Below are 20,822 nucleotides of genomic sequence, written 5' to 3' on the forward strand. Positions count from 1 at the left end.
CGGATCAGGCGCCGCCCTGGTAGCCGTTCTGCCGCCAGGCTTCGAAGACGGTGACCGCCACGGCATTGCTCAGGTTGAGGCTGCGCTGTTCGGGCTTCATGGGCAGCCGCACCCGCTGGGGGAGCGGAAAGCTTTCGCGCAGCTCGGGTGCGAGGCCTGCCGTTTCCGACCCGAAGACAAACCAGTCTCCTGGCTGCCACGACACCTGCGAAAAGGGCTGGCTGCCGCGTGTGGTGAAGGCGAAGAGCCGCTGCGGGGCAGGGCGCGCCGTGTCGAGAAAGGCCTGCCACGACGTATGGCGCTGAACGGGCGCGTACTCGTGGTAGTCGAGGCCCGCGCGCCGCAGCAGGCGGTCGTCCATCGAGAAGCCGAGCGGCTCGATGAGGTGCAAGGCGCAGCCGGTGTTGGCCGCGAGGCGGATCACGTTGCCGGTGTTGGGGGGAATCTCCGGCTGCACGAGGACGATGTTGAACATGGCGAAGGGGGTCAGGAGGCGTCGCGCGGCGTGCGGGCCAGGGCCCAGGCCGACACGCGTGTCGCGCCCGCCTGCTTGAGCACGCGGGCGAGTTCGGCGCAGGTGGCGCCGGTGGTCATCACGTCGTCGATCACGGCTACGTGCAAACCCTGCAGCTGTGCGCGGCGCAAGGGCTCGACGGCGAAGACGCCGCGCACGTTGGCGGCGCGCTCCTCGGGCGGCAGGTCGAGCTGGTGGGGGCTGTCCTTCACGCGCAGCAGCAGGTAGGCGTCGCAGCGGATCGCCAAATCGCGCGCGAGCCGGCGGGCGGCCTCCCAAGCCTGGTTGTAGCCACGTTCGCGCAGTCGCTCGCGGCTCAGCGGAACCGGCACCAGCAGGTCGGGCGGGGGGGCGCTGTCGTGTTGAAGCGCGGTGCGAAGCGGCGCGACCAGCGCATCGGCGAGTTCCAGCGCGTCACGAAACTTGAAGCGGGCGATGAGTGTGGACCAGGGGTAGGCGTAGTCGAGTCCGGTGCGTGCGGCATCGAAATCGGGCGGGTGCGTCAGGCACTGCCCGCAGACCGCCACCCCTTCCGGTACCTGCAAGGCGCAGCGTTCGCAACGTGGCACCACGCTCGCGTAGCGCTGCTGGCAATGGCCGCACAGCGCGCCGTCTCCCCACCCCCGGCACACGGCGCAGAGGCTGGGCAAGGGCTGAAGCAGACGGCTGAACAACATCGGCTCAATATACTGCCCCACCTCATGAGCACGCCCTCTGCATCGACCGCTCGACAACTCGACCCGGCGAGCGTGCAAGCCTGGTTGCGCCGCTTGGCACGCGCGCCCGAAGCGCCCTGGCTGCATGCCGAAGTGGCGAGGCGCATGGCCGATCGGCTCGCGTTCATCCGTGTGCAGCCGCAGGTCGTGCTGGACTGGTGGGCGTTCGGCGGCGCCAGCACGGAGCTGTTGCTGAAGACCTACCCGCAGGCGCGCCATCTGGCGGTGGAACCGACCCAGGCCTTGCAGGCACGCAGCCAGCAGGCGATGGCGGCGCCGTGGTGGTCACCCCGTCGCTGGCGCGGGGCGCCGGTCTCCGTGATGGCGCCCGAGGCGGTGGCGCCGGCCAGCGTGCACCTGCTCTGGGCCAACATGATGCTGCACGCAGTGGTCGACCCCGCCCGGCTGGTGGCCCAGTGGCAGCAGTTGCTCGCGGTCGATGGCTTCGTCATGTTCTCGGGTCTCGGGCCTGGCAGCCTGCGAGCGCTGAACGAGATCTACGCCCGCATGGGCTGGGGTGCGCCGCTGGCCGACTTCGTCGACATGCACGACCTGGGCGACATGCTGGTGCAGGCGGGCTTTGCCGACCCGGTGATGGACCAGGAGGTCCTCACCCTGAGCTGGGACAGCGCCGAGGCACTCTTGAAGGAGCTGCGCACCCTGGGTCCGAACGCGTCGCCGCAGCGCTTCGCCGGGCTGCGCACGCCGCGTTGGCGCCAATGCCTCCTGGCGGAACTCGAAAGCCTGGCTCGACCCGACGGCCGCATCCACCTCGACTTCGAGATCGCCTACGGGCATGCCTTCAAGGCCACGCCGCGCGCGCCGCTGGCGGCCGAGACCCGCGTCTCGGTCGACGACATGCGTGCCATGGTGCGCAACAGGCCGCCCAGAGGGTGAGCCCGGTTTGAGGCACCTCAATCGGGTGCGCTAAACTTGTGGGCTTGAAAAATGCAGGTCCGCCCGGGGGTGCTTGCGTGTCGTAGGTCGCTCGGGGTCTCACGGAAACGGGGACAACGGCCCGTTTCGACTTCCACCCCATGCGATGCCTCGACGACCCAGGCAAGTCGTCGATGCGATGGCTCGATGTGATTCTTGAAAACTGAAACGACCATGATGAAGACGACGAAATCACTGTGGCAGTCTTTTGCCCGGAGGGCGGGGCAGACCTGTGTGGCGGCGTGCACCGCGCTGGCCGGCACGGCCGCGATGGCCGTCAACAGCCTGCCGGGTGGCCCGGCGGTGAACCAGCTGGACCTGCATCCCCCGGTCACCAAGATCGCCGCCGAACAGCAGTGGTTGCACAACTTCATGCTGATCGTCTGCCTGGTGATCTTCGTCGCCGTCTTCGGCGTCATGTTCTATTCCATCTTCAAGCACCGCAAGTCCAAGGGTGCCAAGGCCTCGAACTTCCATGAAAGCGTGAAGGTCGAGATTGCCTGGACGGTGGTGCCCTTCATCATCGTGATCCTGATGGCGCTGCCCGCCACCAAAGCCGTGGTCGCCATGAAGGACACCAGCTCCGCCGACATCACCATCAAGGCCACCGGCATCCAGTGGAAGTGGGGCTACGACTACCTGAAGGGCGAAGGCGAGGGCATCGGCTTCCTCTCCACGCTCGACGTCGCCCAGCGCGAGATGTCCGACTCCGGCAAGCCCTCCGGCGACGACTACCTGCTCAAGGTCGACAACCCGCTCGTGGTGCCGGTCGACAAGAAGATCCGCATCATCACGACCGCTTCCGACGTGATCCACGCCTTCATGGTGCCGGCCTTCGGCATCAAGCAGGACGCGATCCCCGGTTTCGTGCGCGACACCTGGTTCCGTGCCGAGAAGACCGGCGACTTCTACGGCCAGTGCGCCGAGCTGTGCGGCAAGGAACACGCCTACATGCCGATCCACGTGAAGGTGCTGTCGCAGGCCGACTACACCAAGTGGGTCGAAGGCAAGCAGAAGGAAATGGCCGCCAAGGCCGACGATCCGACCAAGGTCTGGGCTCAGCCCGAACTGGCCGCGCGCGGCGAGAAGGTCTACGCCGCCAACTGCGTGGCCTGCCACGGTGCCCAAGGGCAGGGTGGCGCAGGCAAGAAGCTCGACGGTTCGCCCATCGTGCTCGACGCCGACAAAGGCAAGCAGGTCGCCATCCTGCTGAACGGTGCGGCCAACGGCGCCATGCCCGCGTGGAAGCAGCTCAGCGACACCGAGATCGCCGCGGTCATCACCTACACGAAGAACGCCTGGTCCAACAAGACCGGCCAGCTCGTGCAGCCGGCTGACATCGCCGCCGCCCGCAAGTAATTCCCAGAACACCGCGCCCCAAAGGAACACACATGAGTGCTGTACTCGATCCCCACGGCCACGCGGCCGGCGACCACGGCCATGACCACGCGCATGACGACCACCACCCGCATGGCTGGCGTCGCTGGGTGTTTGCCACCAACCACAAGGACATCGGCACGCTGTACCTGCTGTTCAGCTTCACGATGTTCCTGTTCGGTGGCGTGCTCGCACTGCTGATCCGAGCCGAGCTGTTCCAGCCTGGCCTGCAGATCGTGAACCCGCAGCTGTTCAACCAGCTGACCACCATGCACGGCCTGATCATGGTGTTCGGCGCGATCATGCCGGCCTTCGTCGGCTTCGCGAACTGGATGATCCCGCTGCAGATCGGCGCCGCCGACATGGCCTTCGCGCGGATGAACAACCTGAGCTTCTGGCTGCTCATCCCCGCCGGCATCATGCTCGTGGCCTCGTTCTTCATGCCTGGTGGCGCCCCCGCCGCCGGCTGGACGTTGTATGCGCCGCTCACGCTGCAGATGGGCCCATCGATGGACGCCGGCATCTTCGCGATGCACATCCTCGGCGCCTCGTCGATCATGGGCTCGATCAACATCATCGTGACCATCCTCAACATGCGCGCCCCCGGCATGACGCTGATGAAGATGCCGATGTTCTGCTGGACCTGGCTGATCACGGCCTACCTGCTGATCGCCGTGATGCCGGTGCTCGCTGGCGCCATCACGATGACGCTGACCGACCGCCACTTCGGCACCGCCTTCTTCAACCCCGCAGGCGGCGGCGACCCGATCATGTACCAGCACATCTTCTGGTTCTTCGGTCACCCCGAGGTGTACATCATGATCCTGCCGGCCTTCGGCATCGTGAGCCACATCGTGCCGGCCTTCGCCCGCAAGCGCCTCTTCGGCTACACCTCGATGGTGTACGCCACCTCGTCGATCGCCATCCTGTCGTTCATCGTGTGGGCCCACCACATGTTCACGACCGGCATGCCGGTGACGGGCCAGCTCTTCTTCATGTACGCGACGATGCTGATCGCGATCCCGACGGGCGTGAAGGTGTTCAACTGGATCGCGACCATGTGGCGCGGCTCGATGACCTTCGAGACGCCGATGCTCTTCGCGGTCGGCTTCATCTTCGTGTTCACGATGGGTGGCTTCACCGGCCTGATCCTCTCGGTGGCGCCGATCGACATCCAGCTGCAAGACACCTATTACGTCGTGGCGCACTTCCACTACGTGCTGGTGGCCGGCTCGCTGTACGCCATGTTCGCCGGCTACTACTACTGGGCGCCCAAGTGGACAGGCGTGATGTATTCCGAGACGCGCGGCAAGATCCACTTCTGGGGCTCGTTGATCTTCTTCAACGTCACCTTCTTCCCGATGCACTTCCTCGGCCTGGCCGGCATGCCGCGTCGTTATGCCGACTACCCGATGCAGTTCGCCGACTTCAACGCCTTGGCGACCGTGGGTGCCTTCGGCTTCGGTCTGATGCAGGTGTACTTCCTGCTCTTCGTCGTGCTGCCGGCCATGCGCGGCAAGGGCGAGAAGGCCCCGCAGAAGCCGTGGGAAGCCGCTGAAGGCCTGGAGTGGGAAGTGCCGTCGCCGGCCCCCTTCCATACCTTCGAGACGCCCCCGAAGCTGAACGCGTCGGCCACCAAGGTGATCGGCTGATCGCCACCGCGTTGTTGAGCTGAGTCCTCCGCCATGACGCCAGAGCAGAAGAAGAGCAACCGCAAGCTGGGTCTGATCCTGGCCTCGGTGGTGCTCGTGTTCTTTCTCGGTTTCATGGCGCGCATGGTCTTCCTGGGCCATTGAGATGAGCCACGGCCGCCGCGCTTCGCTGCTGCTCGACAACCGCCGCATGGTGGGCAAGCTGGCCGTGGTCGCGGTGCTGATGTTCGGCTTCGGCTATGCGCTGGTGCCGATGTACCGCGCGATCTGCACAGCGCTCGGCATCAACGTGCTGTCGGTCAGCGAGAAGGCCGTGCCCGGCAACTCGAAGGCCACGCCGGCCAACACGCAGGTCGACACCTCGCGCACCGTCACGGTCGAGTTCGATGCCAACGCGCGTGGCCCCTGGGACTTCAAGCCCGCCAAGCGTTATGTGGATGTGCACCCCGGTGAATTGACCACCGTGATGTACGAGTTCAAGAACATCCAGAACCGCACGATGGCGGCGCAGGCCATCCCGAGCTATGCGCCCAAGCAGGCCACGCCGCACTTCAACAAGCTCGAGTGCTTCTGCTTCAACGAATACACCCTCAAGCCGGGCGAGTCGCGCCAGTGGCCAGTGGTGTTCGTGATCGACCCGAAGCTGCCGAAGGACGTGAAGACCATCACCTTGTCGTACACCTTCTTCGAGGTCGGCGGCAAGGTGGCGGGGCAGGTGAAGGCACAAGCGAAGGAGCCGCAGTCATGACGTCCGACGGACTGAAAGACGCGGTCAAGCGAAAAGGTTCGTTCGGCCAGACGCTGCGTGCGGTGGGCTGGTCGTTTTTCGGCGTTCGCAAGTCCGCCGAGCATGAGAAGGACATGGCGCAGTTGAACCCAGTGCACGTCATCATCGCGGGCGTGATCGCCGCGGTGGTGTTCATCGTGGCACTGGTGTTGATCGTGCGTTGGGTGCTGTCGAGCGGGGTCGCTGCCTAGTCGGCGCCGTGCTCAAGAAGAGTCAAGATTCACAAGAGATCCGATCCGTAGGAGAAAACATGTCGGCAGCGACAACCCCCGGGCAAGCCCCTCACTACTTCGTTCCCGCCCCCTCGCGGCACCCCGTGATGGCCTCGATCGGCCTGTTCATGGTGATCCTCGGCGCGGGCCAGTGGATCAACGGCCACGGCTGGGCTGCCTACGTGCTGCTGTTCGGCTTGCTGTGGTGGGCCTTCGTGCTCAAGCAGTGGTTCGGTGACGCCATCCGCGAAAGCGAAGGCGGCCTCTACAGCGACCGCATCGACGTGTCGTACCGCTGGAGCATGAGCTGGTTCATCTTCTCGGAAGTGATGTTCTTCGGCGCCTTCTTCGGCGCGCTGTACTGGGCCCGAATCCACTCGGTGCCGAGCCTGGGCAGCCTCGAGAACGCGCTGCTGTGGCCTGACTTCAAGGCCTTCTGGCCGAGCAGCGTGGCGGGTGCCACCGCGGCGCCGGCCGGCACGGTCGAACCCTTCTCGGTGATGGGCCCGTGGCCGATCCCGACGATCAACACCGCGCTGCTGCTGACCTCGGGTGTCACGCTTACGATCGCGCACCACGCGCTGATCGCCGGCAACCGTGGCAAGACCATCGTGTGGATGTGGATCACCGTGCTCCTGGGCGCCACCTTCCTCGGCTTCCAGGCCTACGAGTACATGCACGCGTACAAGGACCTGAACCTCAAGCTCAACTCGGGCGTCTACGGTTCGACCTTCTACATGCTGACTGGCTTCCACGGCTTCCACGTGTGCGTGGGTGCCCTGATGCTGCTCTTCATCACACTGCGCCTGCACAAGGGGCACTTCACGCCGCAGCGCCACTTCGGCTTCGAAGGCGCCGCGTGGTACTGGCACTTCGTGGACGTGGTGTGGCTCGGCCTGTACATCGTGGTGTACTGGCTCTGAGCCCAGAGTCCATCCCGATGCGAAAAGAGCGCCTCGCGGCGCTCTTTTGCTTTGTCTGGAACCGAAGCGCTCAGCGTTCGATCGGAATGCCGGTGGGCTTGATCCAGCCCATCTTGTAGGCGAGCAGGATGCACAGGAACAGCAGGACCGAGAGCCCGACACGCACCGCCAGCGCGCGCATCATGTTCGAGGTCTTGGGTTTGCCATCCCGCCCGTCGCGCATCATGAACACGCCCGCTGATGCGAGCGCAGCGACGATGAACACCAGGGCTGCCGCAATGAAGTACTTCATGGTCGACGATTATTCCACCCGGTGCTGCGGCGATGGCCCGATGGCTGGCTGACCCCCGACGCCGCGCGGCGATCGTGCTGGTGGCCACGCTGGTCGGCATGGCCGTGACGGCGCGCCTGGGTGTGTGGCAGTTGAGCCGTGCATCGCAGAAGGAAGCGCTGCAGGCCTCGCTCGACACACGCGGCACGCTGCCGCCCTTGCGCGTGGACTCGCTGCCGCAAAGCGATGTGCAGGTCGAGGCCGCGCTGCATCGGCCCGTGGCGCTGCGTGGCGAGTGGCTGCCCCAAGCGACCGTCTTCCTCGACAACCGCCAGATGAACGGCCGGCCCGGCTTCTTCGTGATGACGCCGCTGCTGCTCGCGCCGGGCGATGCGGTGCTCGTGCAGCGAGGCTGGGTGCCCCGCGATGTGAAGGACCGTACCAAGGTCCCGGCGGTGCCCACGCCGCCCGGCCCGGTCGAGCTCAACGGTTGGCTCGCCCCGGCGCCGGGCCGTCTCTTCGACTTTGCCCCTGGGGCGCCGGCCTCGGGGCCGATCCGGCAAAATCTCGTGCTCGCCGATCACTCGCGCGAGATCGGCGTGACGCTGCGTCCCTGGACGGTCTTGCAGAGCGGCGAGGGCGCATCCCCGAGCGACGGCCTCTTGCGCCAATGGCCGCGGCCCGCGGCCGATGTTCACAAGCACTACGGCTACGCCTTCCAGTGGTTCTGTCTGTGCGCCTTGATGGCAGGTTTGTATGTCTGGTTCCAACTCCTCCGCCCCCGCTTCCAGCGACGCCGGTGAAGCCTTCAGCTTCACCGTGCACTCGATGCCCACGCCCTCGCTCGACGAGAAGCGCACGTCGAGCGGCCGGCTCAAGATGCTGCTGGTGCTGCTGGTGTGTGCGGCGCCGGTGATCGCGTCGTACTTCACCTATTTCGTGATCCGCCCCGAGGGCCGCACCAACTACAGCGAGCTCATCCAGCCGCAACGTTCCATCCCGGCCGATCTGCCCTTGACCGACGCGCAGGGCAAGGCGGTCTTGCCGGCCTCGCTGAAAGGGCAGTGGCTGCTCGTGACGGTGGCCGGTGGCGCATGCGACGACGCCTGCGAGAAGCGGCTGTGGTTGCAGCGCCAGCTGCGCGAAGCGCTCGGCCGCGAGAAAGACCGGCTCGACAAGGTCTGGCTCGTGCCCGACGGTGTGCCACCGCGTGCGCAGACCGTGCAGGCGATGCAGGCCGCCGGCGCCGCCACGGTGTTGGCCGTGCCTGCCGAGGCGCTCTCGAAGTGGCTGGAACCGGCCGCGGGCCAGCGGCTGGAAGATCACTTCTACATCGTCGACCCGCTCGGCAACTGGATGATGCGCGTGCCGCCGAACCCCGACGCCGCCAAGCTCAAGCGTGACCTCGAGAAGCTGCTGCGCGCCTCGGCGTCGTGGGACAACGCGGGTCGTTGAGCGCCGTGTCGCCGCAACCGCTCTACAACCTCGACCCCGTGTTGTGGCTGGCCGGCGTGGGCCTGCTGCTCGGGGGCGGCGCGCTCGCCTGGAACTGGTGGCGGCATCGTCATGCGACGCCGGCCGTGCGACTGCGCGCCCTGACCTGGCTCACGCTCTTCCTCACCTTCGACCTGGTGATCTTCGGCGCCTTCACGCGCCTCACCGATTCCGGTCTCGGCTGCCCCGACTGGCCCGGCTGCTACGGCAGCGCCAGCCCACTGGGTGCGCATGCCGACATCCAGGCCGCGCAAACGGCGATGCCCACCGGCCCCGTCACGCACGGCAAGGCCTGGGTCGAGATGGTGCACCGCTACCTCGCAACCGGCGTCGGCGTGCTGATCATCGCGTTGGCCGCGGGCAGCTGGCGTGCACATCGGCGGGGCGATGCGGCGCTGTCGCCTTGGTGGGCCACGGTGACGCTGGTGTGGGTGTGCCTGCAGGGCGCCTTTGGGGCCCTCACGGTGACGATGAAGCTCTACCCCGCCATCGTGACCCTGCACCTGCTCGGTGGCATGGGGCTGCTCGTGCTGCTGGCGGTGCAGGGTGAAGCCTACGAACGCAAGCCGCTGCGGCTGTCGCCTGCCTTGAAGGCCGGTGTCTGGGCGCTTGCCCTGTTGAGCGTCTTGCAGATCGCACTCGGCGGCTGGGTCAGCACCAATTACGCCGTGTTGGCGTGCCGCGACTTCCCCACCTGCCAAGGCGAGTGGTGGCCGCCGATGGACTTCGAGCACGGCTTTGCCGTGCTGCGCGAGCTCGGGGCCGGAAAGGACGGCGGCTACCTGCCGTTTGCCGCGCTGACGGCCATCCATGTGACGCACCGCCTGGGCGCGTTGATCGTGCTCAGCCTGATGCTGCTCGTCGCCTGGGGCCTGCGCCAGGCCGGTGGCCTCGCCCATCGCCGCTTTGCGGGCGCCTTGCTGGCGATCGCGGTGTGGCAATTCATGAGCGGCCTGAGCAACGTCGTGCTCGGCTGGCCGCTCGTCGCGGCGTTGGCGCACACCGCGGGTGCCGCCGCGCTCATCACCGTGATTTCGGTGGTGGTGGTGCGCGCCCGGCAGGCGAGCCTCGCCTCGTAAAATCGCGAATTCCCCTCCTGCCATGCCCGAAACCCTCAGCTCCCCCGCACCGGCCGCCGCACAGGCGTCGGTGGTCCGCCAGTTCTACGCGCTGACCAAGCCGCGCGTGGTGCAGCTCATCGTCTTCTGTGCCGTGATCGGCATGCTGCTGGCCGTGCCGGGCGTGCCCGACTGGCGCGTGGTGCTGCCCGCCACCGCCGGCGTCTGGCTGGTGGCCGCGGCGGCGGCGGCGTTCAACTGCCTGGTCGAGCAGCACATCGACGCCAAGATGGCCCGCACCGCCTGGCGGCCCACCGCCAAGGGCGAGCTGACCAACACGCAGACGCTCGTCTTCTCGGCCGTGCTGTGCGCGATCGGCAGCGCGCTGCTGTACTGGCTCGTGAACCCGCTGACGATGTGGCTGACCTTCGCCACCTTCGTCGGCTACGCCGTCATCTACACCGTGGTGCTCAAGCCCATGACGCCGCAGAACATCGTGATCGGCGGTGCGTCGGGCGCCATGCCGCCGGTGCTCGGCTGGGCCGCGATGCGCGGCGAGGTGGGCCCCGAGGCGCTGATGTTGTGCCTCATCATCTTCCTGTGGACGCCACCGCACTTCTGGGCGCTCGCGCTCTACCGCGTCGAAGACTACCGCCGTGCCGGCCTGCCGATGCTGCCCGTGACCCATGGCAACGAGTTCACCCGCCTGCAGGTGCTGCTCTACACCTTCGTGCTCTTCGCCGCGACGCTGCTCCCGTTCATCTTTGGCATGAGCGGGGTGATCTACCTCGTGTCGGCGGTGCTGCTGGGCGGCGGTTTCATCGGCTATGCCTGGCGGCTCTGGCGCCACTACTCCGATGCGTTGGCGCGCAGCACCTTCCGTTTCTCGATCCTGCACCTGTCGCTGCTGTTCGCCGCGCTGCTGCTCGATCACTACCTGATGCCCCTGCTGTGACCACACGCCGCCACACCCTCATCGCGCTGGCTGCGCTGCTCGCCGGCTGCGACAAGCTCGCGGGTGGCAAGCCCAGCTTCAAGGCCATCGACATCACCGGCGCCGACTACGGCAAGGCGCTCTCGCTGCCCGACCAGGACGGCAAGGTCCGCACCCTGGCCGACTTCAAGGGCAAGGTGATCGTGGTCTTCTTCGGCTACACGCAGTGCCCTGACGTGTGCCCCATCACGATGGGAGAGCTGGCTCAGGTCAAGAAGGCGCTCGGCGCCGATGGCGACAAGGTGCAGGGCGTGTTCATCTCAGTCGACCCCGAGCGCGACACACCCGAGCGCCTGAAGGCCTACATGCAAGGCTTCGACCCGAGCTTCGTCGCGCTGCGCGGCACGCCCGAGCAGACGGCCGCCACGGCCAAGGACTTCCGCGTGTACTACTCGAAGGTGCCCGGCAAGACCGAAGGCAGCTACACGATGGACCACACCGCCGGCTCGTACATCTTCGACACCACCGGCCGCTTGAGGCTCTTCACGCGCTATGGCGAGAAGGACGGTGCGGCCAACCTGACCGCCGACATCAAGGCCCTCCTCGCCAACGCCTGATCGCCAACGCCTGATAAAGAAAAACGGCCCCGAGGGGCCGTTTTGCATGGGGCGTGCCGCAGCGGCTCAGGCGTCCTGCGCCAGCGCCTTGCGCATCTTCTTCATCGCCGCCACTTCGATCTGGCGAATGCGCTCGGCGCTCACGCCGTATTCGCTCGCCAGGTCGTGCAGCGTCATGCCGCCGGAGCTGTCGTCGTTCACCTTGAGCCAGCGCTCTTCGACGATGCGGCGGCTGCGCGCGTCGAGCGCGTCGAGTGCCTGGGCGATGCCGTCACCGGCCAGCCAGTCGCGGCGATGCGCTTCGATCACCCGTGTGGGCTCGGTGCTGTCGTCGGCCAGGTAGGCGATCGGGGCGTAGCTCTCTTCGCCGTCGTCGGTCTGCGGCTCCAGCGCCACGTCACCGCCCGACATGCGGGTTTCCATTTCCAGCACTTCCTCGCGCTTCACGTTCAGGCGCTCGGCGACGGTGTCGACCTCGCCTTGGGTGAGCGTGCTGCGGTGCGTGGCGCCGTCGGCCGAGTCTTCCTTCAGGCTCTGCTTCATCGAGCGGAGGTTGAAGAAGAGCTTGCGCTGGGCCTTGGTGGTGGCCACCTTCACCATGCGCCAGTTCTTGAGGATGTACTCGTGGATCTCGGCCTTGATCCAGTGCATGGCGTAGCTCACCAGGCGCACACCCTGGTCGGGGTCGAAGCGCTTGACGGCCTTCATCAGGCCGACGTTGCCTTCCTGGATCAGGTCGCCGTGCGGCAGGCCGTAGCCGAGGTACTGGCGCGAGATCGACACCACCAGGCGCAGGTGCGACAGCACCAGCTTCCCGGCAGACTCGACGTCGCCGTGCTCGCGCAGGCGGCGGGCGAAGTTGACCTCTTCCTCCTGGGTGAGCAGGGGGACGCGATTGACGGCCGAAATGTAGGCGTCGAGGTTGCCGAGCGACGGCACCAGCGACCACGGGTCACGGACGGTCAAGGCAGAAGCGGTAGCGTTCATGGACATCTCAGACACCCTCCAGTGGAGTTCGTTCCGCAAATATTAGCACTCGTGGATCGAGAGTGCTGATCGCGGGTCAGGATGATCTGAATGTGAGCGAATACTCTCGTGAAAGTTCTGTCGGAATCAGCCGAATTTGGTCTCGGCGCCTTCCAGCACGGTATCGACGACCGAGAGCAGCTCCGCCACGCTGACCGGCTTGGTGAGGTAGTGGAAGGCACCGGCCTGCATGGCCGCCTCGATCTGCGAGGCCAGGGCATCGGCTGACACCACCACCACCGGGATGTGTTCGGTCGTCGGGTCGGATTTCAGGTGGCGCAGCAGCTCCAGGCCGTCGATGTCAGGCAGGTGCATGTCGAGCAGCACCAGGTCGGGCTGCTGGGCGCGGATGGCTGCCAGCCCGTCGAGCCCGGTGATCGACACGTCGAACTGCACCTGCGGACGCCGCAGCAGGATGCCCCGCATCACCTCGACGTTGGTCTCGTTGTCTTCGACGTAGTGCACCCGGCGCTGGTGGTACTGGCTGGATCCTTCGTTGAGTGCATCGAGTGGCCCGGGTGCGGTGTCGGGCCGTTCGGCGCGTGGCAGGGTGAGGATGAACGACGAGCCGGCGCCGGCCGTGCTGCGCGCCCGCAGCGACCCCCCCATGAGTTCGGCCAGGCGCTGGCTGATGACGAGGCCGATGCCGGTGCCTTCCAGCGCGGAGCGCTCGCGGCCGAGGCGGTTGAAGGGCTGGAAGAGCTGTTCGAGCTGCTGGGCCGTCATGCCCAGGCCGGTGTCCGACACCACCAGCTCCACCGCGTCGGGCTGGATGCAGCGCGCGGTGACGTGGATGCGCCCGCCCTCGCTGTTGTATTTGACGGCGTTGGACAGCAGGTTGATGAGGATCTGCTTCACGCGCGTCGCGTCGCCGATCACCCGGGCGGCGTCGTCCGGCACGTCTTGCGTGACCTGCAGGTGGCGGCGCCGGGCTTCCTGCTCGAGCAAGGGCAGGGCGGCGGCGATGAGCTCGCGCAGGTCCAGCGGGTCGGGCTGCAGGTTGAGCGTGCCCGACTCGATGCGCGACAGGTCGAGCACGTCGTTGATCATGTCGAGCAGGTGCCAGCCTGCCCCCTGGATCTGCGCCACCCACGGCCGCTGCGCCGCGGGCAGCGGGTGGTTCTGGTCGAGTTCGAGCAGTTGCGCGAAGCCCAGCATCGCGTTGAGCGGCGTGCGCAGCTCATGGCTCATGCGCGAGAGGAACTCGCTCTTGGCCAGGTTGGCCGCTTCGGCGATCTCGCGCGCGCGCTCGGCTTCGGCCAGGCGCAGGTGCTCGGTGATGTCTTCCACCACGCCGACGATGCGGTGCGGTGCGCCCTGCACGTCGCGCAGCAGCGTCACCACCGCCTGCGCCCACACCATGCGCTTGTCGCGCGTGAGGAAGCGGCTCTGCCGGCGGTACATCGGGATGTCGCCGCGCACGAGTTGTGCCGAGAGCTCGGCGTTCTGGGCCCGGTCTTCGGGGTGGGTGAGGGTGCCGAGGTCCACGCCCATCAGCGCGTCGGCGCTGTAGCCGGTGAGTTCGCAGAAGCGGGGGTTGACCTGCTGCACGTGGCCTTGCAGGTCGGTGTAGACCACGCCGATGGGCACGTTGTTGAGGATGTTGCGGAAGCGCTGCTCGCTCTCGCGCAGGTCGACCTCGGTGCGCTCGCGCTCGGCGATCTCGCGTTGCAGCGCGGCGGTGCGGTCTTGCACGGCGGCCTCGATGCGGCGGGTGCGGCCCGTCACCGTGAGCAGCAGCGCGCCGAGCATCGCGGTGGCCAGCAGGCCCACCAGCGAGAAGAGCAGGGCGTCGCGCTCGTGGGCATCGGGCATGTCGCTGCGCTGGGCCGAGATGCGCAGGTCCCACTGGCGGCCGGCGAACGCGAGCGGGCGCACGTGCGTGAGGTCGTAGGTTTGCGCATCGCAGCCGGCCGGGCCGGCCAGGCGGCGGCGCGTGGCGAGGGGGTCGGTATCGACCACGCACACCGTGAGGTAGTGCGGCAGGCTGGCGCGGAAGGCGGCGAGCGCCGCGTCCATGCGCAGCGTGACGAAGACGACGCCGCGTGCACTCACCAGGCGCTCGCTCACCGTCGTGGGGGCGCCCTGGTAGAGCGCCTGGTAGATGACGACGATGGTCTCGTCGCCGAGGTGCTGGGTCGCGCGGAAGCCCGCAGTGGCGGCCGGGCTGTCGGTGCGCACGCTGGCGTCCACCGCGGCGCGGGCTTCGGGGATCGACCGGATGTTGACGCCGAGCGCGCCCGTGTTGGCATCGAAGGGTTCGATGTAGCGCATCACCGCGAGCCGGTCGTCGGGCTGCTGCGGCAGCGGTGAGTCGGCCCGGTCGAAGACGCTGAAGCTCGGGAAGTCGGTCGCACGCACGCGCGCCTCGTAGGCCGGCACCTCCGCGCGCGACAAGAACTCGCCGTAGCCCATTGCCTGCAACTGGCTGCCCGGGGTGAGCCAGGACTGGGTGGCACGCCGCATCTCGTTGCGCGTCACCTCATCCGAGGCGAGGTACGCGCCCCGCACGGCCTCGAGCGCGTGCAGCGGGTACTGCATGCGCGCGGCGAGGTTCGACGATGCGTTCACCGCATCGCGGTCGAAGCCGGCCAGCAGCCGCACCTCGGCCCAGTGCGCGACCTGCCGCACGCCGAGCGCCATGAGCACGGTGGCCACGGCGAGCGTCAGGCCGACGTTGAGGCGGCGAGCCGCCCACTCGCTGCGCGGCTGGCCGATGAGCGTGAGCACCATCGGTGCCGCAACCAGCACGCCGAGGGTGTCGCCCGAGGCCCAGACGGTCCAGGTGAACCAGAGCGAGTCGGGCAGCGGGCCGCGCAGCCCGTGGAGCGCGGCGGTGCCGACGGTGGCGCTGATCAGGCACGACGCCACCCCGCCCAGCCCGAAGAACACCACGATGTCGTGTGGCTCGCTGAGCGTGAGCGGCTGGTTCGCAAAACGCCGCACCAGCAGCGCGCCCACCCACGCCTGCAGCGTGGCGCCAAGCGCCACGCTGGCGGGCAGCAAGACGGTGGTGCCCAGCGCCACCGCGCCGTGGTCGAGCGCGGTCAGCGCATTGACGGCAAAGGCCCCGAGCGCCACGCCCGGCAGCATGCGCCAGCCGAAGGTGAGCACGCAGGCCAGCGCGATGCCGGCGGCAGGGTAGAGCGGGGAGGCGTAGCCGGGCGGGATGGCCAGCCAGAGCGAGGCCCAGCCGGTGATGCCATACGCCAGCGCCGTGCCGACCAGCGCGATCAGCCAGTGGGGCGTTTGTCGAAAAGGCGCGGCAGGCGTCATCGGGCGGTCACTGGCGTGGGGGGTGCGGCACGCGGGGCGCCGCGGGGCACGTTGCGGCGGAGCCTACCACCCGAAGCCTCGCGCCGGCAGGCGGCAAGCGAGAGGGCGAACCTTCAGTGAACGCCGCCTGACGCCGGTCAGACGTTGAAGAGGAAGTTCATCACGTCGCCATCCTTGACGACGTATTCCTTGCCTTCCGCGCGCATCTTGCCGGCGTCCTTCGCGCCCTGTTCGCCCTTGTAGGCGACGAAGTCGTCGAAGGAAATGGTCTGCGCCCGGATGAAGCCACGCTCGAAGTCGGTGTGGATCACGCCGGCCGCCTGGGGGGCGGTGTCGCCGACGTGGATGGTCCAGGCGCGCACCTCCTTCACGCCAGCGGTGAAGTAGGTCTGCAGGCCCAGGAGCGAGAAGCCGGCGCGGATGAGCCGGTTCAGGCCCGGCTCGCTCTGGCCCATGTCGGCGAGGAAGATCTCCTTGTCTTCATCGCTCATCTCGGCCATCTCGGCTTCGGTCTTGGCGCAGATTGCCACCACCGGCGCCTTCTGGCTCTCGGCGTAGGCGCGCAGGCGGTCGAGGTAGGGGTTGTTCTCGAAGCCGTGCTCGTCGACGTTGCCGACGAACATGGCCGGCTTGGCGGTGATGAGGCACAGTGGCTTCAATACCACCAGCTCTTCCTTGCTGAAGGCGATGCTGCGCACCGGCTTGGCCTCGTCGAGCGCGGCCTGGCACTTCTGCAGCACGGCCACCAGCTTGGCGGCTTCCTTGTCGTTGCCCGACTTGGCGGCCTTGATCGAGCGCTGCAGCGTCTTTTCCACCGTGCCCAGGTCGGCCAGGCACAGCTCGGTCTGGATGACCTCGATGTCGGCGATCGGGTCGACGCGGCCCGCCACGTGGATCACGTTTTCGTCATCGAAGCAGCGCACCACGTTGACGATGGCGTCGGTCTCGCGGATGTGCGCGAGGAACTGGTTGCCCAGGCCTTCGCCCTTGGAGGCGCCGGCCACCAGGCCCGCGATGTCGACGAACTCCACGATCGCCGGCACGATGCGCTCGGGCTTCACGATCTCGGAGAGTTTGCTCAGACGCGGGTCTGGCAGCTCGACCACGCCCACGTTGGGCTCGATGGTGCAGAAGGGGTAGTTCTCGGCCGCAATGCCGGCTTTGGTCAGCGCGTTGAAGAGGGTGGACTTGCCGACGTTGGGCAGGCCCACGATGCCGCATTTGAGGCTCATGGTGTGCAGGGCGAAAAGTGGGGCCCCGCACGAGGGGCGCGGAGCAGGGGCGGGATTTTAGTTCCCGGCCAGTTTCCGGCTAGTTCTGGGCAGAGGCGGCCCGGGCTTCCAGCGCCTGCTGCACCGTCTGCAGGAGCCGCATGCGGCCCACAGGCTTGACCAGCACCTCGTCCATGCCCGCTTCCAGGCAGGCGGCGCGGTCTTCCGCGTAGGCGTTGGCGGTGAGCCCCACCACCGGCAGCTGGCGTGCGGCCTCGCCCGCTTCGCCGGCGCGCAGGCGGCGGGTGGCTTCCAGGCCGTCCATGTCGGGCATGCGCCAGTCCATCAGCACGAGGTCGAAGCCGCCACGGGCGAGCTGGTGCAGCGCTTCCACGCCCGAGCTCGCGGTGTGGACCTCGATGTCGGCCGTCTCCAGCATCTGCGTGGCGATCATGGTGTTGACGGCGTCGTCGTCGACCAGCAGCACGCGCAGGCCGGCCAGGCCGACCGAGAGCGGTGCCATCGCCGAGTTCGTCGCCGGCGGCAGCACGGGCGCCTCGCACGGGGCGAGCGGCAGCCGCAGCGTGACGCGGGTGCCGATGCCGGGCTCGCTTTGCAGCGCCAGCGTGCCGTGCATGAGGCCGACGAGCTGCCGCGTGATGGCCAGGCCCAGGCCGCTGCCGGCGTGGCGACGGGTGTCGCCGCTGTCGGCCTGGTGGAAGGCGTCGAACACCAGCGGTTGGTGCGAGCGCTCGATGCCGATGCCGGTGTCTTCGATGTGGATGTGCAGCTGCTTCACGATCGGCTCGTAGCGCAGCGCGAGGCTCACGTGGCCGCTGTCGGTGAACTTCACCGCATTGCCCAGCAGGTTGATGAGGATCTGCTTCAGGCGGAATTCATCGCCGCGCAGCCAGGCCGGCACGCTGTCTTCCACCGCCAGCCGGCACTGCAGCGACTTGGCCGCGGCCTGCGGCTCGATCGTCTCCATCACGCGCCCGATGCAGGCGCGCAGCTCGAAGGGCTGGTTGAGCAGCTCCAGTCGGCCGGCCTCAATGCGCGAGAGGTCGAGCACGTCGTTGATGAGGTGCAGCAGGTGGGTGCCACCGCGGCGCACCGTCTCCACCAGCTCGCGCCGGTTGGCTTCCGGCAGCGACGGGTCGCGCAGCAGGTCGGCCGCGCCCAGCACGCCGTGCAGCGGCGTGCGCAGCTCGTGGCTCATCACCGCGAGGAAGCGCGACTTGGCTTGCGAGGCCTGCTCGGCCTGGTCGCGGGCGGATTCGAGGTCGCGCATGCGGCGGGTCACCACGTCGTCGACCGTCAGCGGCTGGCTCACCGGGTCGTCGACGTTCGAGTCGGCCGCGGGGGCCAGCACCGACAGCTTGCGCAGCTGGCGCGCAATGCCGAAGAGCGCGCCGATCACGAAGAGCTGCGCGAAGAAGCCGTTCACCACCAGCGGCCAGATGGTGTGGTTCCATTCCGGTGGATTGCCGCCGCGCAGGTGCACGATCACGGCCGGCAGTGCGGTGAGCGTGAGCACGGCGAGGCAGAGGAAGAGCGCGCGCCACAACGACCAGGTGGCGTAGACCAGCAGGTGCACGCCCACCAGCCAGTACGACATCGACGCGGCGGCGTAGGTGCTGAAGTTCTGCGCCACCAGCAGCATGTAGCCCACGCTGCCGATGAAGTAGAGGCTCAGCGTGAGCGAGCCCAGCCCCTGCGCCAGCACGAGATGGCGGCCGCGCCAGCGCACCAGCGCGGCCAGGCCGAGCAGGCAGACGATCAAGAGCGGGTAGGCGTAGCGGTCCTGCTGCGAGATCTGGCCGAGCACTGCTTCGGTCCACCACACGACCGCGATGCTCGCGGCGATGAGAACGAAGAGCCACAGCGCCGTGCCCCGCGCGACCAGCGTGATGGTGGGCGTGGGCCTGGGCAAGCGCGTGGCGGAGGGGTCGGGGGCCAGGAGAGGGTCCTTGCGCATGGCAGGCGCGGCAAAGGGCAGGTGGTGCGGCCTATTATCAAGGTCGCCTGCCGTTCCAGTACAAGCCACGCCAAGGAATCACGACCCATGGACCTGCTCCGACTCACGCCGCACACCAAAGACCTGGGTGGCGGCTTCACCGTGCGCCGCGTGCTGCCCGCTGCCCAGCGCCAGGCCGTCGGCCCCTTCCTGTTCTTCGACCACTTCGGACCGATGACGGCGCACCCGAGCGACAACCACGACGTGCGTCCCCATCCGCACATCGGCCTCGCGACCGTGACCTACCTCTTCGAGGGCGCGATGATGCACCGCGACAGCACCGGCGTCGTGCAGCGCATCGAGCCCGGCGCGATCAACTGGATGACGGCCGGTCGCGGCATCGTGCACTCAGAGCGCACGCCCGACGACCTGCGTGGCGTGGACCGCCGCAGCCACGGCCTGCAGCTGTGGTGCGCGATTCCGGCCGAGCACGAGGAAGACGAGCCCTCGTTCTCGCACACACCTGCGTCGGCCATTCCGTCGGCCACGCTGCCCGGCGTGAGCCTGCGCGTGATGATCGGCGAGGCCTTCGGCCTGCGCTCGCCGGTGCCCACGCTGTCGCTCACGCTCTACGTCGATCTTCAGCTCGCGGCCGGCGCCTCGATGCAGGTGCCCGCCGCCGCGCGAGAACGGGCGCTCTACGGCGTCGACAACGGCTTCGTGCTCGACGGCGAGCCGGTGCCGCCCGCCACGATGGTGGTGCTGCCCGAAGGGGCCACGCCCACGCTCGCCGCCACCCAAGGCACGCGCGTGGTGATGGTCGGGGGCGAGCCGCTCGGCCACCGCCACATGTGGTGGAACTTCGTCTCCAGCCGCAAGGAGCGCATCCTGCAGGCCGCCGACGACTGGGCGGCGCAACGATTCCCTCAGGTGCCCGGCGAAACCGAGTTCATTCCCTTGCCGGAGAAGCGCCCTTGATCGCTGCCGGCTTGCGCAGGATGAGCACGTTGCCGGCCACCGCGAGCAGCACGCCCAGGCCGGCCAGCGCGTCGGGCCGGTAGCCCTCGAAGAGCGTCGAGATCACGAGCGCGAGGATCGGCGTCATCACGCCGATGGTGCCGGCCGGGCCCGCGCCCAGCCGCGACAGCAGCGTGAGGTAGCACGCGAACGACAGCACCGAGCCGGCAAGCGCCAGGTAGAGGAGGGCGATCCACCACGAGGTGGTGCCCGGCAGCGTGACCGACTGCCCGCTCGCGAGCGCGATGAGCAGCACCGCGCCGCCGCCGTAGAGCATGCCGAAGCCGAGGCTCGGCCACATCGACAGGCCGCGCTCGCCGTTGCGGCTGGCGAGCAGGCTGCCCACCGTCGACAGCAGCACCGAGCCGGCGGTGAAGAGCACGCCGAGCGCGGTGTCGCCGCCCACGTGCGTCTTGCCGAACTCCGGCCAGAAGATCAGCGCCACGCCGGCCAGCCCCAGCACGGCGCCAAGCAGGAAGCGGCGGGTGAGCGGCGTGCCGAAGCACCACGCCGCGCCGATGCCGCCCGCCAGCGGCGAGGCCGAATAGCCCACGGCCACAACCCCCGAAGGCAGGTAACGCTCGGCGTGGTACACGCAGATGTACGACACGCCGTAGAGAAACACCCCCTGTAGCGCGAACCACGCATGTGCCCGGCGGCCGAAGCGCAGCGTGTCACCACGCATGGCGCGCCAGGCCAGCACGCACACGCCGGCCAGCATGAAGCGCAGGGCCACGCCGAGTTCCGGTGTGCTGCCGCCGATCTGGAAGGTGATGGCGTACCAGGTCGTGCTCCACACGAGCACGCAGATGGTGAAGAGCAACGAAACCGGCAGGCGCTGCAT

General features: G+C 67.9%; 21 protein-coding genes. 13 read left to right on the forward strand and 8 right to left on the reverse strand.

The window, feature by feature from the left end:
- Nucleotides 1-4: 4 nt before the first annotated feature.
- The gene (trmL, locus tag KF892_21185; GenBank protein ID MBX3627537.1) at nt 5-475 is read right to left on the reverse strand and encodes a tRNA (uridine(34)/cytosine(34)/5-carboxymethylaminomethyluridine(34)-2'-O)-methyltransferase TrmL; all 471 of its coding nucleotides are present in this window, start codon (nt 473-475) and stop codon (nt 5-7) included.
- A gap of 11 nt (nt 476-486) precedes the next feature.
- The gene (locus KF892_21190; protein MBX3627538.1) at nt 487-1,191 is read right to left on the reverse strand and encodes a ComF family protein; all 705 of its coding nucleotides are present in this window, start codon (nt 1,189-1,191) and stop codon (nt 487-489) included.
- A gap of 24 nt (nt 1,192-1,215) precedes the next feature.
- Between KF892_21190 and KF892_21195 the strand changes: the two genes are divergently transcribed.
- The 7 genes from KF892_21195 to KF892_21225 all read left to right on the forward strand — a co-directional run bounded on the left by KF892_21195 (nt 1,216) and on the right by KF892_21225 (nt 7,117).
- Nucleotides 1,216-2,127, forward strand: a complete 912-nt coding sequence (locus tag KF892_21195; protein MBX3627539.1) for a biotin synthase — start codon at nt 1,216-1,218, stop codon at nt 2,125-2,127.
- A 216-nt stretch (nt 2,128-2,343) separates the two neighbouring features.
- Nucleotides 2,344-3,525, forward strand: a complete 1,182-nt coding sequence (coxB, locus tag KF892_21200) for a cytochrome c oxidase subunit II (protein ID MBX3627540.1) — start codon at nt 2,344-2,346, stop codon at nt 3,523-3,525.
- A gap of 32 nt (nt 3,526-3,557) precedes the next feature.
- The gene (gene ctaD / locus KF892_21205) at nt 3,558-5,195 is read left to right on the forward strand and encodes a cytochrome c oxidase subunit I (GenBank protein MBX3627541.1); all 1,638 of its coding nucleotides are present in this window, start codon (nt 3,558-3,560) and stop codon (nt 5,193-5,195) included.
- Nucleotides 5,196-5,228: 33 nt separating this feature from the next.
- Nucleotides 5,229-5,339: a cytochrome oxidase small assembly protein gene (locus KF892_21210; GenBank protein MBX3627542.1), complete on the forward strand. Its 111-nt coding sequence runs from the start codon at nt 5,229-5,231 to the stop codon at nt 5,337-5,339.
- A 46-nt stretch (nt 5,340-5,385) separates the two neighbouring features.
- Nucleotides 5,386-5,943 carry a cytochrome c oxidase assembly protein gene (locus KF892_21215; GenBank protein MBX3627543.1) on the forward strand — a complete coding sequence of 186 codons (558 nt, stop codon included), beginning with the start codon at nt 5,386-5,388 and terminating at the stop codon, nt 5,941-5,943.
- Nucleotides 5,940-6,173 carry a DUF2970 domain-containing protein gene (locus tag KF892_21220; protein MBX3627544.1) on the forward strand — a complete coding sequence of 78 codons (234 nt, stop codon included), beginning with the start codon at nt 5,940-5,942 and terminating at the stop codon, nt 6,171-6,173. Before KF892_21215 ends, KF892_21220 begins: the two co-directional genes overlap by 4 nt.
- Nucleotides 6,174-6,232: 59 nt before the next feature.
- Nucleotides 6,233-7,117: a cytochrome c oxidase subunit 3 gene (locus KF892_21225; GenBank protein ID MBX3627545.1), complete on the forward strand. Its 885-nt coding sequence runs from the start codon at nt 6,233-6,235 to the stop codon at nt 7,115-7,117.
- 70 nt (nt 7,118-7,187) lie between these two features.
- Here KF892_21225 and KF892_21230 read toward each other — a convergent pair whose 3' ends face one another.
- Nucleotides 7,188-7,409, reverse strand: a complete 222-nt coding sequence (locus KF892_21230; protein ID MBX3627546.1) for a twin transmembrane helix small protein — start codon at nt 7,407-7,409, stop codon at nt 7,188-7,190.
- 32 nt (nt 7,410-7,441) lie between these two features.
- Here KF892_21230 and KF892_21235 point away from each other — a divergent pair, with 32 nt between their 5' ends.
- Genes KF892_21235 through KF892_21255 form a run of 5 tightly spaced genes read left to right on the forward strand, consistent with a single transcriptional unit; the run spans nt 7,442 to nt 11,491 of the window.
- Entirely contained in the window at nt 7,442-8,191 is a 750-nt protein-coding gene (locus tag KF892_21235) for an SURF1 family protein (protein MBX3627547.1), read from the forward strand.
- Entirely contained in the window at nt 8,145-8,843 is a 699-nt protein-coding gene (locus tag KF892_21240) for a hypothetical protein (GenBank protein MBX3627548.1), read from the forward strand. The genes KF892_21235 and KF892_21240 overlap by 47 nt, the downstream gene beginning before the upstream one ends.
- Before the next feature lie 5 nt (nt 8,844-8,848).
- Nucleotides 8,849-9,961 carry a COX15/CtaA family protein gene (locus KF892_21245; GenBank protein MBX3627549.1) on the forward strand — a complete coding sequence of 371 codons (1,113 nt, stop codon included), beginning with the start codon at nt 8,849-8,851 and terminating at the stop codon, nt 9,959-9,961.
- Between the two features lie 22 nt (nt 9,962-9,983).
- On the forward strand, nt 9,984-10,895 hold the full coding sequence (locus KF892_21250) for a heme o synthase (GenBank protein ID MBX3627550.1): 912 nt from the start codon (nt 9,984-9,986) through the stop codon (nt 10,893-10,895).
- Nucleotides 10,892-11,491 carry an SCO family protein gene (locus KF892_21255; GenBank protein MBX3627551.1) on the forward strand — a complete coding sequence of 200 codons (600 nt, stop codon included), beginning with the start codon at nt 10,892-10,894 and terminating at the stop codon, nt 11,489-11,491. Before KF892_21250 ends, KF892_21255 begins: the two co-directional genes overlap by 4 nt.
- 66 nt (nt 11,492-11,557) lie before the next feature.
- Here KF892_21255 and rpoH read toward each other — a convergent pair whose 3' ends face one another.
- From rpoH to KF892_21275, 4 genes are all read right to left on the reverse strand, one after another.
- Complete coding sequence (gene rpoH / locus KF892_21260; GenBank protein MBX3627552.1) at nt 11,558-12,478, reverse strand: RNA polymerase sigma factor RpoH; 921 nt, start codon at nt 12,476-12,478, stop codon at nt 11,558-11,560.
- Between the two features lie 126 nt (nt 12,479-12,604).
- Complete coding sequence (locus KF892_21265; GenBank protein ID MBX3627553.1) at nt 12,605-15,793, reverse strand: PAS domain S-box protein; 3,189 nt, start codon at nt 15,791-15,793, stop codon at nt 12,605-12,607.
- Between the two features lie 137 nt (nt 15,794-15,930).
- Nucleotides 15,931-17,025, reverse strand: coding sequence for a redox-regulated ATPase YchF (ychF, locus tag KF892_21270; protein MBX3627554.1), 1,095 nt, complete (start codon nt 17,023-17,025; stop codon nt 15,931-15,933).
- Nucleotides 17,026-17,104: 79 nt separating this feature from the next.
- Nucleotides 17,105-18,982, reverse strand: coding sequence for a response regulator (locus KF892_21275; GenBank protein MBX3627555.1), 1,878 nt, complete (start codon nt 18,980-18,982; stop codon nt 17,105-17,107).
- Between the two features lie 87 nt (nt 18,983-19,069).
- Here KF892_21275 and KF892_21280 point away from each other — a divergent pair, with 87 nt between their 5' ends.
- Nucleotides 19,070-19,939, forward strand: coding sequence for a pirin family protein (locus KF892_21280; protein MBX3627556.1), 870 nt, complete (start codon nt 19,070-19,072; stop codon nt 19,937-19,939).
- Here the strand turns inward: KF892_21280 and KF892_21285 are convergent.
- Nucleotides 19,911-20,822, reverse strand: a complete 912-nt coding sequence (locus KF892_21285; GenBank protein MBX3627557.1) for an EamA family transporter — start codon at nt 20,820-20,822, stop codon at nt 19,911-19,913. The two genes, KF892_21280 and KF892_21285, sit on opposite strands and share 29 nt — an antisense overlap.

It is taken from the genome of Rhizobacter sp. (genome assembly GCA_019635355.1).
In the GTDB taxonomy this organism is placed as follows: domain Bacteria; phylum Pseudomonadota; class Gammaproteobacteria; order Burkholderiales; family Burkholderiaceae_C; genus Rhizobacter.

Bases quoted from the DNA above. Each gene is read 5' to 3' on its own strand.
- trmL (MBX3627537.1), bottom strand. From the start codon at position 475: ATGTTCAACATCGTCCTCGTGCAGCCGGAGATTCCCCCCAACACCGGC.
- KF892_21190 (MBX3627538.1), bottom strand. From the start codon at position 1,191: ATGTTGTTCAGCCGTCTGCTTCAGCCCTTGCCCAGCCTCTGCGCCGTG.
- KF892_21195 (MBX3627539.1), top strand. From the start codon at position 1,216: ATGAGCACGCCCTCTGCATCGACCGCTCGACAACTCGACCCGGCGAGC.
- coxB (MBX3627540.1), top strand. From the start codon at position 2,344: ATGAAGACGACGAAATCACTGTGGCAGTCTTTTGCCCGGAGGGCGGGG.
- ctaD (MBX3627541.1), top strand. From the start codon at position 3,558: ATGAGTGCTGTACTCGATCCCCACGGCCACGCGGCCGGCGACCACGGC.
- KF892_21210 (MBX3627542.1), top strand. From the start codon at position 5,229: ATGACGCCAGAGCAGAAGAAGAGCAACCGCAAGCTGGGTCTGATCCTG.
- KF892_21215 (MBX3627543.1), top strand. From the start codon at position 5,386: ATGGTGGGCAAGCTGGCCGTGGTCGCGGTGCTGATGTTCGGCTTCGGC.
- KF892_21220 (MBX3627544.1), top strand. From the start codon at position 5,940: ATGACGTCCGACGGACTGAAAGACGCGGTCAAGCGAAAAGGTTCGTTC.
- KF892_21225 (MBX3627545.1), top strand. From the start codon at position 6,233: ATGTCGGCAGCGACAACCCCCGGGCAAGCCCCTCACTACTTCGTTCCC.
- KF892_21230 (MBX3627546.1), bottom strand. From the start codon at position 7,409: ATGAAGTACTTCATTGCGGCAGCCCTGGTGTTCATCGTCGCTGCGCTC.
- KF892_21235 (MBX3627547.1), top strand. From the start codon at position 7,442: ATGGCCCGATGGCTGGCTGACCCCCGACGCCGCGCGGCGATCGTGCTG.
- KF892_21240 (MBX3627548.1), top strand. From the start codon at position 8,145: ATGTCTGGTTCCAACTCCTCCGCCCCCGCTTCCAGCGACGCCGGTGAA.
- KF892_21250 (MBX3627550.1), top strand. From the start codon at position 9,984: ATGCCCGAAACCCTCAGCTCCCCCGCACCGGCCGCCGCACAGGCGTCG.
- rpoH (MBX3627552.1), bottom strand. From the start codon at position 12,478: ATGAACGCTACCGCTTCTGCCTTGACCGTCCGTGACCCGTGGTCGCTG.
- KF892_21265 (MBX3627553.1), bottom strand. From the start codon at position 15,793: ATGACGCCTGCCGCGCCTTTTCGACAAACGCCCCACTGGCTGATCGCG.
- ychF (MBX3627554.1), bottom strand. From the start codon at position 17,025: ATGAGCCTCAAATGCGGCATCGTGGGCCTGCCCAACGTCGGCAAGTCC.
- KF892_21275 (MBX3627555.1), bottom strand. From the start codon at position 18,982: ATGCGCAAGGACCCTCTCCTGGCCCCCGACCCCTCCGCCACGCGCTTG.
- KF892_21280 (MBX3627556.1), top strand. From the start codon at position 19,070: ATGGACCTGCTCCGACTCACGCCGCACACCAAAGACCTGGGTGGCGGC.
- KF892_21285 (MBX3627557.1), bottom strand. From the start codon at position 20,822: ATGCAGCGCCTGCCGGTTTCGTTGCTCTTCACCATCTGCGTGCTCGTG.